A 13,729-nucleotide genomic window follows, 5' to 3' on the forward strand; every position below is an offset into this window, starting at 1 on the left:
GGATTATCCTCGGATCGCCCAGAAGGCCAGGTTCAAGCCCGGGAACTGCCCGGCGATATGGAAGGCAAAACCACCGGAATTGCCCAGTTGCTGCCAATGCTCGCTGCCACGGTCCAGCTCGTAGTAGGTCGAGCCTGCGTGGTACGGCAGTTGGCGCGGCGCCACCGGCAACGGCAGCAAGGTGATGCCCGGCAGTTGCAGGTTGACCAGGTCGCGGATGTGCTCCACCGAGCCGACCTTGCTCTGCTGGCCGAAGCGCGCACGCAGGGTTTCGCCGGGCACATCGGCACGGACCACGAGGATGAAGCTGGCGCTGTCGAGCAAGGTTTTGTCGGCCAGCATGGCCACGTGGACGCCGTAGGCTTTCTCGACAATCGGGATCGGCGTGGCCTTGCTGTCGATCAGCATCGACAGGGCTTCGCGCAGGGCCGCCATGACTGGGGCGAAGCTCAGGGCCAGGTCGTCGTGCTGGTATTGCGGGTATTCCTGGGGACGACGGCCTGAAGTGGAAAAGGTCGAGAACTCACCGGCCAGGCTGACCAGTGCGCTGAAAAAGCGCTCCGGGTGCAGCGGGCTCAACTGGCTGAAATGCTGGATCAGCGGCTGGGCGCGGTTGACCAGTTGCAGCAGCATGAAGTCGGCGATCTCCGACGCACCGCCTGCCCCCGAGGCAACCACGCGGCCCGCCAGGGCTTCGCCGCGCTGGTGCAACAGGCCCAGCAGTTCGCTGCGAAACGCGCTCAATGGCTTGCTCGCGGCCACGTCCAGCACGGGCGGGATGTAGCTGTCGTCGAGGACCAGCGCACGGTCGGCGCGTTTTTCCTTGATGCGCACCAGGCCCACGGCGGCGTAGTCACTGATGCCGTCCTGGGCGGTCAGCAAGCGCAGGGCCCGGGAACCCACGGCCACCGGCGCGCGGTTTTCGAACGGCGCGTTGTCATCGCGCACTTCGCGCACCTGGCTCACGTAGCGCGCGGCTTCCAGGGCTTCGCCTTCATCCACGGTGTCGCGGGCACCCGCACGCTTGAGTGGCAAGGCCAGGTAGACCAGGCCATCGCGCAGGTTGTCGTCGATATTCAGCGGGCTGGGCGCCAGGTCATCCTGGGGAATGTTGAACGGCGTGCCGTCGGGCAACAGGCCGCGCGCCGAGACGATGGCCAGCTTGCCCTGGGCCAGCAGGCCCTGGTCGATCAGCAATTCGGAAAACCCCCAGGCGCCGGCGGACAACGGGCGGCTGCGGGCGTCGATCAGGTTTTCCAGGTAACGGTCATGCTGCTGGAAGTGCTGCGTTCCGATGAACATGCCTTCCGACCAGACCACGCGATTGTTCCAGGACATGGGGAGCTCCGATTGCTTCTTATTGGGCAGGGCTGGATGGGGTGACCACGACGTCGGCGCGCACGGCACGCACATCGAGGCTGATCTGGTATTCGGTGTATTGGCGCGCCGGTACGTTGATCACCGTGCGCCATTGCGCGCGGTCCAACTCGCGATAACCCACCAGCAAGCCGATCTGGCGCGTGGAGGGGTCGAGGTCGCGCTGGATGCTCAGTTGCTGGCCGGGTTGCACCATGACTTCGTCCTGGTCCAGCAGGTCCAGGCCGAGGGTCGATTGCGCACGGTCGGCCAGGGCGAAGTAATCGGAGCGGGCGAAGGTGGCGGCGTTCTTCAGTTCGAAAATGCGCACCCGCACCGGCGCGGCCTGGCCGTTGGCGCCGGGGTTAAGCCCGGCAATCGCGTGGAAGTGCAGCTCGACGGCGGCGGTGTTCACTTCAGCCTCAGCAGCCGTTTCGGGTTTGACCGCATCCTTGCTACACGCGGTCAGCAGCAGCGCGGTGGCGACTGCGAGTAAAAACCTGGGAATCATCCTGCGTCCTCAATGACGTACTTAGCTATCCGTTAATCCGTAGGTTGCGGCGCGGTTTTACCGACGCTGTCGCGCGCTGTGTTCTTCGTAGGCCCGGCTGAATTCACGGCCGAACAGGTCCTGGAAATCTTCCTGGGCCTCGCGGGAAATATTGCTGTAGAGCTCGGTGAACTGCTGCCAGTACTGGGCCTGGCGCGAGCCGGCGAACAGGTTCGACAGCCCGCCGGGCTTGCCCATGCGCTCTTCCAGTTGCGACGGTTCAAAGCGCGTGAGCAAGTGCTTGATCGCTGCTTCCACCCCGGCCATCACCGCCAGTTGGTGGGCGCGCAGGTCATCAAAACTGTCGCGCACGGCAATGTCCGGCGCCATAAACGCCTGGTTGCCGTGGCGAAGCAAAAGCAGTAAAGCTTCGTCGGCATTCGGTGCGAATTTCAACGGATTGTTTTCGGCAGGCTGGATCATGGTCTGCTGCATGCGGAACTCGCCCTTGAGGCTGGCGCGGGCACGCAATACGTCGATCAGGCCTTCGACCATCAGGCGGTAGCTGCGGCCGATGTTTTCCATCTGCGCCTCCGCCTGGGCCTTGTCCAGGCGCAACTGGTCCAGGCCGGCACCGCGCAGGAAGGCTTGCAAGAGATCGGGCGGCTGGGTGGCGGCCACGGGGAGCACTGGCTCGACCACGGGTGGCGGCTGGATGATCGGTGTGGGTGGCGGTGGCGGAGGTGGCGGCGCACTGGCCGACGGCGCCGGCGTGTCGCCAAACAGGTCCCAGTCTTCGGGAATCACCGAGCCCGAGACCACAGGCGTCTCGACCACGGGTACCGCCACCGGGGTCGGCGGGCGGAAGTCGTGTTGTTCGCTGGGAACATGGTCGGCCACGGTGGGCGGCGGCACGGCGGTGGGGCTGAGGAAGTCGAACAGGTCCGGCAGCGTGTCCATCGACGAAGCGCCCTGGAATTGCGGGGCAATCACCGGCGTCGGCGCGGGCTTGTTCGCCACGGCGCCCATCAGGGCCTCAAAGCTGTTCGGCGAATCACCGGCGAATGGCTGGCTGTCGATGGCCTGCACGTTGAAGTCGATCCGCGCCTGGATCTCGTAATCGCCGATGCGGATCAACTCGCCATCCTGCAACAGCTCGCTGTTACCCCTGCGCAAACGGATGCCGGCGTTAACCAACTCCACACCGTTTGTACTGTTATCGGTTAAATAATAACGACCATCTTTGTATTGAATAACGCAGTGCTGCGAAGACACCAGGCGCTCGGGATCAGGCAATACCCAGTCATTATCCGAGCTGCGGCCGATAGCCATCGAGCCCTGGTTCATGGACTTTTCCGAGCATTGCCCGGGGGTAATCTTGTGATAACTAGTGATAGTCAAACACAGCGACATCTTGCCTCCTTGCTGATACTTCGCGCGCAGTCGACCCCAGGGACAGCGACGCCCGGGAGATCCCCATCAGGTCGTGCAATCGACCGTTCAAAACCTGCTGATGCCAGCATGATCGCTGATCTTAACTGGGCTCCATGACAAAAATCCTATGCCGGTGCGTCGTTCGACCCACCAGTCGCGCAGGTTGTTAAGCACCGCACATCTGTCACAGAGGGCGAATAGCTTACCTTGACAAGGCATAAGTACTACACCAAAAATGCACAACTTCTTGAATACCGGTGATGGCACATTAGTGGCATCTTCTTATATGACCAAGAAAACATGCAAAGTTCCTTGCGCAACTAATGCATGCATTGCCCGCCATGTAACGGGCTGATAGGGAGATCAATTTCAGTGGATGTGCCGTTGCTGCTCACCGCCGTTTCCGCGACTTCGCCCTGTGGCGAAGACATGGAATATGACGCGGATTTTCTCCAGCTGGAGCGTGATGCCAAGGGCCAACCCGAGCGCAGCATGGGCGATTCGATCCTGCCCGCCGAGCCGCCGGAATGGCGCAGCATCCAGCAGCAGAGCCTCGACTTGCTGCAGCGCAGCAAAGACCTGCGCATCACCCATTTCCTGTTGCAAAGCTCCCTCGCCCTCCAGGGTGCGGCCGGGCTGGCTGAAGTCCTTACGTTGATCAATGCGCTGCTGCGCGAATACTGGGCCGACCTGCACCCGCGCCTGGATGCCGACGACGATAACGACCCCACCGTACGCATCAACGCCCTCTCCGGCCTGACCAGCGACGCAACCATTCGTCTGCTGCGCGAAAGCATCCTCACGCGCTCGCGCACCTTCGGTCCGGTGAGCCTGCGCGCCGCGTTGAATGCCAGCGGCCTGATGAGTTTCCCCGACGAACAGCTCGGCGCCCAGCAGCTCAACGCCGCGTTCCTCGACAGCGACCCCGAACACCTGCAAGCCACCCGCGACGCCTTGAGCGCCGCACGCGCCGCCTGCGAAGCCATCGAGCAGCAGGTCAGCGACCAGGTGGGTTCCGCCCAAGGCGTGGACCTCAGCCTGTTGAAGCAACCGCTCAAGCAGGCGCTGCAGGTGCTTAACCAGTTTGTTCCGAACAGCGCTGCCGGCAGCGAACCCGAGGCCGTCAGTGACGACAATGCCCCCTCGGTGGACTTCGCCGCTGCCCCCGCCGCACCTCGCCCCAGCGGCGACATCAGCAACCGTGATGACGTGCTGCGCAGCCTCGACAAGATCCTTGCGTATTACACCCGGCACGAGCCTTCGAGCCCGTTGCCAGTGTTGCTGAACCGGGCCAAGCACCTTGTGCACGCCGACTTCGCGGCCATCGTGCGCAATCTGATTCCCGATGGGATGTCCCAATTTGAAAACCTGCGCGGCCCGGACGGCGAGTAAGCCGCTCGACTGCGCAGTAACAACACCGTCGCTCAAGCGACCAGGAGCAGCAACGTGGCGAAGCAAAGTTCTCAGAAATTCATCGCGCGCAACCGCGCGCCTCGAGTGCAGATCGAGTACGACGTCGAGCTCTACGGCGCCGAGAAAAAGGTCCAGCTGCCCTTCGTGATGGGTGTGATGGCCGACCTCGCCGGCAAGCCTGCCGAGCCTCTTCTGCCTGTGGCCGACCGCAAGTTCCTTGAAGTGGACGTCGACAACTTCGACTCGCGCCTCAAGGCCATGCAGCCGCGCGTGGCGTTCCACGTACCCAACGAGCTGACCGGCGAAGGCAACCTGAGCCTGGACATCACCTTCGAAAGCATGGACGACTTCAGCCCGGCCGCCGTGGCCCGCAAGGTCGACTCGCTCAAGCAACTGCTCGAAGCCCGCACCCAGCTGGCCAACCTGCTGACCTACATGGACGGCAAGACTGGCGCTGAAGAAATCATCATGAAGGCGATCAAGGACCCGGCACTGCTCCAGGCACTTGCCAGTGCGCCTAAGCCTGCAGGGGACCAGTAATCATGACTGACAATACCGCCCGCGAAGGCGCCCAGAGCCTGGGTGCAACCGAGGAAACCAGCGAGTTCGCATCCTTGCTGATGCAGGAATTCAAGCCCAAGACCGAGCGTGCCCGCGAAGCTGTGGAAACCGCCGTGCGCACCCTGGCCGAACAGGCCCTGGCGCAAACCGACCTGGTGTCCAACGACGCGATCAAATCGATCGAATCGATCATCGCCGCCATCGACGCCAAGCTCACCGCCCAGGTCAACCAGATCATCCACCACCAGGATTTCCAGCAGCTGGAAAGCGCCTGGCGTGGCCTGCACTACCTGGTCAATAACACCGAGAGCGATGAGCAACTGAAGATTCGCGTGCTCAACATCTCCAAGCCGGACCTGCACAAGACCCTGAAGAAATTCAAGGGCACCGCGTGGGACCAGAGCCCGCTCTTCAAGAAGATGTACGAAGAAGAGTACGGCCAGTTCGGCGGCGAACCGTACGGCTGCCTGGTAGGCGACTACTACTTCGACCAGTCGCCACCGGACGTGGAACTGCTGGGCGAGCTGTCGAAAGTCTGCGCCGCCATGCACGCCCCGTTCATTGCTGCGGCATCGCCGACCGTGATGGGCATGGGCTCGTGGCAGGAACTGTCGAACCCGCGCGACCTGACCAAGATCTTCACCACCCCGGAATACGCCGGCTGGCGCTCGCTGCGTGAATCGGAAGACTCGCGCTACATCGGCCTGACCATGCCGCGCTTCCTGGCGCGCCTGCCCTATGGCGCCAAGACCGACCCGGTGGAAGCCTTCGCCTTCGAAGAAAACACCGACGGCGCCGACAGCTCCAAGTACACCTGGGCCAACGCCGCCTACGCGATGGCGGTGAACATCAACCGTTCGTTCAAGCACTACGGCTGGTGCTCGCGCATCCGTGGCGTGGAGTCCGGCGGTGAAGTGGAAAACCTGCCGGCCCACACGTTCCCTACCGATGACGGTGGCGTGGACATGAAGTGCCCGACCGAAATCGCCATCAGCGACCGCCGTGAAGCGGAACTGGCGAAGAACGGTTTCATGCCGCTGCTGCACAAGAAAAACACTGACTTCGCCGCGTTCATCGGCGCCCAGTCGTTGCAGAAGCCGGCCGAATACGACGACCCGGACGCCACCGCCAACGCCAACCTGGCCGCGCGCCTGCCGTACCTGTTCGCCACTTGCCGTTTCGCGCACTACTTGAAGTGCATCGTGCGCGACAAGATCGGTTCCTTCAAAGAGAAGGACGAGATGCAGCGCTGGTTGCAGGACTGGATCCTCAACTACGTCGACGGTGACCCGGCGCACTCCACCGAGACCACCAAGGCCCAGCACCCGTTGGCCGCCGCCGAGGTGATCGTGGAAGACGTCGAGGGCAACCCGGGGTACTACAACTCCAAGTTCTACCTGCGCCCGCACTACCAGCTCGAAGGGCTGACCGTGTCGTTGCGCCTGGTATCGAAGCTGCCTTCGGCGAAAAGCGCGTAAAAAATCGGGACTGGCTCGCTCCCTGTAGGAGCGAGCTTGCTCGCGAAAAACTTGAAGGCGCTGCGTTCATCCAGGATGCCCGCGTCACCGTTGACGACCTTCGCGAGCAAGCTCGCTCCTACAGGGGTCGGCGGCGTTAACAAATACAGTGGCTGAGGCCACACAGGGAGAAAACATGGCTGTTGATATTTTCATCAAGATCGGCGACATCAAGGGCGAGTCCATGGACAAGGCCCACAAGGACGAAATCGACGTGCTGAACTGGAGCTGGGGCATGGCCCAGTCCGGCAACATGCACGTTGGCGGTGGCGGCGGTGCGGGCAAGGTGAACATCCAGGACCTGTCGCTGACCAAGTACGTCGACAAGGCCTCGCCGAACCTGATGATGCACTGCGCCAGCGGCAAGCACATCGACAAGGTCAAGCTGACCGTGCGCAAGGCCGGTGGCGAAAGCCAGGTCGAGTACATGGTGATCAATCTGGAAGAAGTGCTGGTAACGTCCCTGAGCACCGGCGGCTCGGGCGGCGATGACCGCCTGACTGAAAACGTCACCTTGAACTTCGCCCAAGTGATGGTCGACTACCAGCCGCAGAAAGCCGACGGCACCAAAGACGGCGGCGCGATCAAGTTTGGCTGGAACATCCGTTCCAACACCAAGCGCTGATACGCCTACCTCGCTCCGCCGTAGCAGCTGCCGAGCGAAGTGAGGCTGCGTTCGAGGACGAAGTCCTCGCACACCTGGCACTGAGGTTTACCTGATGAAACTCAGTGCCTGCTCTACGACTGCTTCGCAGTCGGACGCAGCCTCGCTTCGCTCGGCAGCTGCTACGGCGGGTCTTTCATTTTCGATATTGTCCGTGGAGCTGCTTTGGTGGTAACTGAAATCGCTTCCCGCGACCGTCTGCAACCGTCCCTGCTGGACCGGTTGACCGACGACGACCCAACCAATCCCAAGGAAAGCGCCGATAAACGCGTGCTGTCCCTGACCCAATTGAAAGCCTCGGTGCTGCGCGACCTGGCGTGGCTGCTCAATACCACGTCGTTGCTCGATGCCGATGCCACGCTGCACACACAGGCAGGCACCTCGGTGGTCAATTACGGCCTGCCGGCGCTGGCGGGCAACAGCGTTTCCAGCGTCGACATCAAGGCCCTGGAAGCCCTGATCTACCAGGCGATTGCCACCTTTGAACCGCGCATCCTGCGCCATACCCTGCGGGTGAAGGCCCGTGTCGGCCATGGCGAGATGAATCACAACGCCCTGAGCTTCGAGATCGAAGGCGACCTGTGGGCGCAGCCGGTGCCCTTGCGCCTGTTGCTGCAAACCGACCTCGACCTGGAATCCGGCCATGTGCGCGTGGTGAATGCCGACCAGCGGAGGCGCCCATGAACCCGCGCCTGCTGGAGCTGTACAACCAGGAACTGCACCACGTGCGCGAAAGTGCGGCGGAGTTCGCCAAGGAATACCCGAAGATCGCCAGTCGGCTGACCCTGTCCGGTATGGACTGCGCCGACCCGTACGTCGAACGCCTGCTTGAGGGCTTTGCCTACCTCACCGCCCGCGTACAGCTCAAACTCGACGCCGAGTACCCGACCTTCACCCACAACCTGCTGGAGATCGCCTACCCGCACTACCTGGCGCCGACGCCGTCGATGACCGTGGTGCAATTGCACACCGACCCCGACGAAGGCTCCCTGGCCAGCGGCTTCCCGCTGCCGCGCGACACCGTGTTGCGCGCCGCATTGGGCCGCGAAACCCAGACCTGCTGCGAGTACCGCACCGCGCACCCGGTGACGTTGTGGCCGTTACAGGTCAGCAACGCCGAGTACTTCGGCAACCCCGCCGCCGTGCTCGGGCGCCTGGCCGCCAGCGAGCCGAAAGCCAAGGCCGGCTTGCGCCTGACCCTGCGCACCGGCGCCGAATTGCCGTTCAACAGCCTCGACCTGGACAACCTGCCGCTGTACCTCAGCGGGGCCGACGAGCAACCGTTCCGCCTTTATGAACAACTGCTGGGCAATGCCTGCGCAGTGTTTGCACGCAAGCCCGGTGGCGATTGGGTCGAGCGCCTGCCCCAGGACGCGCTGCGCTCGCGGGGTTTCGACGACGCCGATGCGGCCATGCCGGTCGTCGCGCGCGCATTCCAGGGCTATCGCCTGTTGCAGGAATACTTCGCCCTGCCCCACCGCTTCCTGTTCGTCGAATTCGCCGAGCTGAGCCGCGCGGTCAAGCGTTGCGACGGCCAGGAGCTGGAACTGATCGTGCTGTTCGACCGTCACGAGCCAAGCCTGGAAGGCAGCGTCGGCGCGGCGCAGTTCCTGCCGTTCTGCACCCCGGCGATCAACCTGTTCCCGAAACGCGTGGACCGCATCCACTTGTCCGACCGAGTCAACGAGCACCACGTGATCGCCGACCGCACACGGCCGATGGATTTCGAGATTCATTCGTTGAGCGGCATCACCGGCCACGGCACCGGGCCAGAGCAGCCCTTTTTACCGTTCTATGCGGTCCGCGATCCATCCCGTTATGGCCGCGACCAGGCGTACTACACCGTGCGCCGCGAGCCACGGGTGTTGTCCAGCGACCAGCGCCGCAACGGCCCGCGCTCCACCTATGTGGGCAGCGAAACCTTTGTCAGCCTGGTCGACAGCCGCCAGGCGCCGTATCGCCACGACCTGCGCCAACTCGGCGTGACCGCGCTGTGCACCAACCGCGACCTGCCGTTGTTCATGAGCGTGGGCAACGGCAAGACCGACTTCACCCTGGCCGACAGCGCGCCGGTGTTATCCGTGCGTTGCGTCGCCGGGCCAAGCCGTCCACGCGCCAGCCATGCCCATGACGCCAAGGCCTGGCGCCTGATCAGCCAGTTGTCGCTCAACTATTTGTCCCTGAGCGAGCAAGGCCAGGGCGCGGCGGCGTTGCGCGAACTGCTGCGCCTGTATGGCGACAGCAACGACGCGGCGCTGCAATTGCAGATCGAAGGCTTGCGCGACGTCAGCAGCAAGGCCGTCACCCGGCGCCTGCCGATGCCCGGCCCGATTGTGTTTGGTCGCGGCCTGGAAATTACCTTGGAGTTCGATGAAAACGCGTTTCGCGGCACCGGCGTGTTCCTGCTCGGTGCGGTGCTGGAACGCTTCCTGGCACGCTACGTGTCGATCAACAGTTTTACCGAGACGGTGATCCGTACCACCGAACGCGGCGAGATCATGCGATGGAAAGCCAAGCCCGGGCGTCGTCCGACCCTGTGAGTACGTTGGATGCGATGCATCAGGAGCCCTGGGAATACGATTTCTTCCAGGCGTTGCGGCGTATCGAGTGCGAATCGCCCGAGCTGCCGCGCCTGGGCCATTCCCTGCGCCTGGCGGATGACCCGTTGCGCCTGGGGCAACAGGCCGATTGCACCTTCGCCCCGGCCACCCTGGCCTCGGTCGATCCCGGCGGCGACGGCAAACCGGCACGGCTGGAACAGTTCTTCTTCGGCCTGGGTGGCCCCAACGGCCCGTTGCCGCTGCATATCACCGAGTACGTACGCGAGCGCCAGCGCAACAACGCCGACAGCACCAGCAAGCAGTTCCTGGACGTCTTCCACCACCGCCTGCTGAGCCTGTTTTACCGAGCCTGGGCCGAGGCGCGGCCGACGGTCAGCCACGACCGCCCGGACGATGACTACTGGTCCGCACGCCTCGCTGCCTTGAGTGGCCGGGGCATGCCGAGCCTGCTTAACCAGGGGTTGATCCCCGACACGGCGAAGCTGCACTACAGCGGCCACCTGTCGGCACAAACCCGCTACCCGGACGGTTTGAAGGCGATCCTCGGCGAGTATTTCGGCCTGCCGGTGGAGATCGAAGAATACGTCGGCCAATGGCTGGAACTGCCCGAGCGCAGCCGCGTAGGCGTGAGCGCCAACCAGCTGGGGGTGGACTTCTGCCTGGGCAGCCACGTGTGGGACCGCCAGCATAAATTCCGCATCCGCCTGGGCCCGCTCAAGTTGGACGACTACATGGGCATGCTGCCCGGCAGCCAGCCGTTCAACGAGCTGGTGGCGTGGGTGGCCGAGTACCTGGGCCATGAATTGGACTGGGACTTGAACCTGATTCTGCAACAACCCGAAGTACCGGCGCTGCAACTCAATGGCCAGTTCCGCCTGGGCTTCAACACCTGGCTCGGCTGCCCTGCGGTTGATGCCAACGACCTAATCCTGGCCCGGCATTACGCCGATCAAGCCACCACCTCAAGGAATCCAGAGCATGGGTGAAATCAGTCGCGCCGCACTGTTCGGCAAACTCAACAGCGTGGCCTACAAGGCCATCGAAGCCGCCACCGTGTTCTGCAAGCTGCGGGGCAACCCGTACGTGGAACTGGCCCACTGGTTCCACCAGTTGCTGCAACTGCAGGACTCGGACCTGCACCGCATCATCCGCCAGTTCAACGTCGAGGCGGCGCGCCTGGCCCGAGACCTCACCGAAGCCCTGGACCGCCTGCCGCGTGGCTCGACGTCGATCACCGACTTGTCGTCCCACGTGGAAGAGGCGGTGGAACGCGGCTGGGTGTACGGCAGCCTGATGTTCGGCGAAAGCCAGGTGCGCACCGGCTACCTGGTGCTGGGCATCCTCAAGACGCCAAGCCTGCGCCATGCGCTGCTGGGCTTGTCCTCGGAGTTCGACAAGATCAAGGCCGAAGCCCTGAGCGAGCGTTTTGACGAATACGTCGGTGATTCGCCGGAAAACGCCCTGACTGCCAGCGACGGTTTCAATGCCGGCGCCGTGCCGGGCGAGGCCAGCGGCGCCATGGCACCGAGTGCGATGGGCAAGCAGGAGGCGCTCAAGCGCTTCACCGTTGACCTCACCGAACAAGCGCGCAGCGGCAAGCTCGATCCGATCGTGGGCCGTGACGAAGAGATCCGCCAACTGGTGGACATCCTCATGCGCCGCCGCCAGAACAACCCGATCCTCACCGGTGAGGCCGGTGTGGGCAAGACCGCTGTGGTCGAAGGTTTTGCCCTGCGCATCGTCGCCGGTGACGTGCCGCCCGCCTTGAAAGACGTGGAACTGCGCAGCCTCGACGTCGGCCTGCTGCAAGCCGGCGCGAGCATGAAAGGCGAGTTCGAACAGCGTCTGCGCCAGGTCATCGAAGACGTCCAGGCCTCGCCCAAGCCGATCATTCTGTTTATCGACGAAGCCCACACCCTGGTAGGTGCCGGTGGCGCCGCCGGGACCGGTGATGCGGCCAACCTGCTCAAACCCGCCCTGGCCCGTGGCACCCTGCGCACCGTGGCCGCGACTACCTGGGCCGAGTACAAAAAACACATCGAGAAAGACCCGGCCCTGACCCGCCGCTTCCAGGTGGTACAAGTGGCCGAGCCATCGGAAGACAAGGCGCTGCTGATGATGCGGGGCGTGGCCTCGACCATGGAGAAACACCACCAGGTGCAGATCCTCGACGAAGCCCTGGAAGCCTCGGTGAAGCTGTCCCATCGCTATATCCCGGCGCGCCAGTTGCCGGACAAATCCGTGAGCCTGCTGGACACCGCCTGCGCCCGCGTCGCCATCAGCCTGCACGCGGTGCCGGCCGAAGTGGACGACAGTCGCCGCCGCATCGAAGCCCTGGAAACCGAGCTGCAAATCATCGCCCGCGAGCATGCCATCGGCATTGCCATTGGTGCGCGCCAGAGCAACAGCGAAGCCCTGTTAAGCGCCGAGCGTGAGCGCCTGGCGACCCTGGAAAGCCGCTGGGCCGAAGAAAAAACCCTGGTGGATGAGCTGCTCGCCACCCGTGCAACCCTGCGCGAAAAGGCCGGCGTCGTGGACAGCGGCAACGATGAATTGCGTGCGCAACTGGTCGACCTGCAACAGCGCCTCACCGCGCTGCAAGGCGAAACCCCGTTGATCCTGCCGACCGTGGATTACCAGGCCGTGGCCTCGGTGGTCGCCGACTGGACCGGTATCCCGGTGGGCCGCATGGCCCGCAACGAACTGGAAACCGTGCTCAACCTCGACCAGCACCTGAAAAAACGCATCATCGGCCAGGACCACGCCCTGCAGATGATCGCCAAGCGCATCCAGACCTCCCGCGCCGGCCTCGACAACCCGAGCAAGCCGATTGGCGTGTTCATGCTGGCCGGCACCTCCGGCGTGGGCAAGACCGAAACCGCCCTGGCCCTGGCCGAAGCCATGTACGGCGGCGAGCAGAACGTGATCACCATCAACATGAGCGAGTTCCAGGAAGCCCACACGGTGTCCACCCTCAAGGGCGCACCACCGGGCTATATCGGCTACGGCGAAGGCGGCGTGCTGACCGAAGCGGTGCGGCGCAAGCCCTACAGCGTGGTGCTGCTGGACGAGGTGGAAAAAGCCCACCCGGACGTGCATGAGATCTTCTTCCAGGTGTTCGACAAGGGCGTGATGGAAGACGGCGAAGGCCGGGTGATCGACTTCAAGAACACCCTGATCCTGCTGACCACCAACGCCGGTACCGAGCTGATTTCCCAGGTCTGCAAGGACCCGGCGAACATCCCCGAGCCGGAAGAAATCGCCAAGGCCCTGCGCCAGCCGCTGCTGGAGATCTTCCCGCCCGCCTTGCTCGGCCGCCTGGTGACGATCCCGTACTACCCGCTGAGCGACGAGATGCTCAAGGCGATCACCCGCCTGCAACTCAACCGCATCAAGAAGCGCGTGGAGACGACCCACAAGGTCGCCTTCGACTACGACGATGCGGTGGTCGACCTGATCGTCTCGCGCTGCACCGAGACCGAAAGCGGCGGGCGCATGATCGACACCATCCTCACCAACAGCCTGCTGCCGGACATGAGCCGTGAATTCCTCACGCGCATGCTCGAAGGCAAGGCATTGGCGGGTGTGCGCATCAGCAGCCGGGATAACGAGCTGCATTACGACTTCAGCGACGCCGAATAACGACTGTTGGAATGCAATGCAAATATGGGAGGGGGCTTGCCCCCTCCCATATTTCGAACCGGTTCCGTCAGTTATTTAGTCATTTACAGGT

The 13,729-nt window shown here is 63.4% G+C and carries 11 protein-coding genes; 8 read left to right on the forward strand and 3 right to left on the reverse strand.

What is annotated here, in order from left to right; translation table 11 throughout:
- Positions 1-3: 3 nt before the first annotated feature.
- Genes tssK through tagH form a run of 3 tightly spaced genes read right to left on the reverse strand, consistent with a single transcriptional unit; the run spans position 4 to position 3,259 of the window.
- Positions 4-1,338, reverse strand: a complete 1,335-nt coding sequence (tssK, locus tag PspCFBP13509_RS06740; protein WP_065926728.1) for a type VI secretion system baseplate subunit TssK — start codon at positions 1,336-1,338, stop codon at positions 4-6.
- A gap of 19 nt (positions 1,339-1,357) precedes the next feature.
- Complete coding sequence (gene tssJ / locus PspCFBP13509_RS06745) at positions 1,358-1,867, reverse strand: type VI secretion system lipoprotein TssJ (protein WP_065926729.1); 510 nt, start codon at positions 1,865-1,867, stop codon at positions 1,358-1,360.
- A gap of 57 nt (positions 1,868-1,924) precedes the next feature.
- Entirely contained in the window at positions 1,925-3,259 is a 1,335-nt protein-coding gene (tagH, locus tag PspCFBP13509_RS06750; protein WP_137211722.1) for a type VI secretion system-associated FHA domain protein TagH, read from the reverse strand.
- 393 nt (positions 3,260-3,652) lie between these two features.
- Here tagH and tssA point away from each other — a divergent pair, with 393 nt between their 5' ends.
- The 8 genes from tssA to tssH all read left to right on the forward strand — a co-directional run bounded on the left by tssA (position 3,653) and on the right by tssH (position 13,638).
- Positions 3,653-4,672: a type VI secretion system protein TssA gene (tssA, locus tag PspCFBP13509_RS06755; RefSeq protein ID WP_137211723.1), complete on the forward strand. Its 1,020-nt coding sequence runs from the start codon at positions 3,653-3,655 to the stop codon at positions 4,670-4,672.
- Positions 4,673-4,726: 54 nt separating this feature from the next.
- Positions 4,727-5,233, forward strand: coding sequence for a type VI secretion system contractile sheath small subunit (gene tssB / locus PspCFBP13509_RS06760; RefSeq protein WP_065926732.1), 507 nt, complete (start codon positions 4,727-4,729; stop codon positions 5,231-5,233).
- Positions 5,234-5,235: 2 nt separating this feature from the next.
- The gene (gene tssC / locus PspCFBP13509_RS06765) at positions 5,236-6,732 is read left to right on the forward strand and encodes a type VI secretion system contractile sheath large subunit (RefSeq protein ID WP_065926733.1); all 1,497 of its coding nucleotides are present in this window, start codon (positions 5,236-5,238) and stop codon (positions 6,730-6,732) included.
- A gap of 175 nt (positions 6,733-6,907) precedes the next feature.
- Positions 6,908-7,396 (forward strand): Hcp family type VI secretion system effector, encoded by a 489-nt coding sequence (locus tag PspCFBP13509_RS06775; protein ID WP_015886558.1) that lies wholly within the window; start codon positions 6,908-6,910, stop codon positions 7,394-7,396.
- A 207-nt stretch (positions 7,397-7,603) separates the two neighbouring features.
- Complete coding sequence (tssE, locus tag PspCFBP13509_RS06780) at positions 7,604-8,119, forward strand: type VI secretion system baseplate subunit TssE (RefSeq protein ID WP_027608263.1); 516 nt, start codon at positions 7,604-7,606, stop codon at positions 8,117-8,119.
- Positions 8,116-9,975: a type VI secretion system baseplate subunit TssF gene (gene tssF / locus PspCFBP13509_RS06785; RefSeq protein WP_065937972.1), complete on the forward strand. Its 1,860-nt coding sequence runs from the start codon at positions 8,116-8,118 to the stop codon at positions 9,973-9,975. The genes tssE and tssF overlap by 4 nt, the downstream gene beginning before the upstream one ends.
- On the forward strand, positions 9,939-10,982 hold the full coding sequence (gene tssG, locus PspCFBP13509_RS06790; RefSeq protein WP_065926735.1) for a type VI secretion system baseplate subunit TssG: 1,044 nt from the start codon (positions 9,939-9,941) through the stop codon (positions 10,980-10,982). The genes tssF and tssG overlap by 37 nt, the downstream gene beginning before the upstream one ends.
- Entirely contained in the window at positions 10,975-13,638 is a 2,664-nt protein-coding gene (tssH, locus tag PspCFBP13509_RS06795) for a type VI secretion system ATPase TssH (RefSeq protein ID WP_137211724.1), read from the forward strand. The genes tssG and tssH overlap by 8 nt, the downstream gene beginning before the upstream one ends.
- The last annotated feature ends 91 nt before the right edge of the window (positions 13,639-13,729 follow it).

The sequence above is a fragment of the Pseudomonas sp. CFBP13509 genome (genome assembly GCF_005233485.1).
Taxonomy (GTDB): Bacteria; Pseudomonadota; Gammaproteobacteria; order Pseudomonadales; family Pseudomonadaceae; genus Aquipseudomonas; species Aquipseudomonas marginalis.

Coding starts and splice junctions, on each gene's coding strand:
- tssK (WP_065926728.1), bottom strand. CDS start 1,338: ATGTCCTGGAACAATCGCGTGGTCTGGTCGGAAGGCATGTTCATCGGA.
- tssJ (WP_065926729.1), bottom strand. CDS start 1,867: ATGATTCCCAGGTTTTTACTCGCAGTCGCCACCGCGCTGCTGCTGACC.
- tagH (WP_137211722.1), bottom strand. CDS start 3,259: ATGTCGCTGTGTTTGACTATCACTAGTTATCACAAGATTACCCCCGGG.
- tssC (WP_065926733.1), top strand. CDS start 5,236: ATGACTGACAATACCGCCCGCGAAGGCGCCCAGAGCCTGGGTGCAACC.
- PspCFBP13509_RS06775 (WP_015886558.1), top strand. CDS start 6,908: ATGGCTGTTGATATTTTCATCAAGATCGGCGACATCAAGGGCGAGTCC.
- tssF (WP_065937972.1), top strand. CDS start 8,116: ATGAACCCGCGCCTGCTGGAGCTGTACAACCAGGAACTGCACCACGTG.
- tssG (WP_065926735.1), top strand. CDS start 9,939: ATGGAAAGCCAAGCCCGGGCGTCGTCCGACCCTGTGAGTACGTTGGAT.
- tssH (WP_137211724.1), top strand. CDS start 10,975: ATGGGTGAAATCAGTCGCGCCGCACTGTTCGGCAAACTCAACAGCGTG.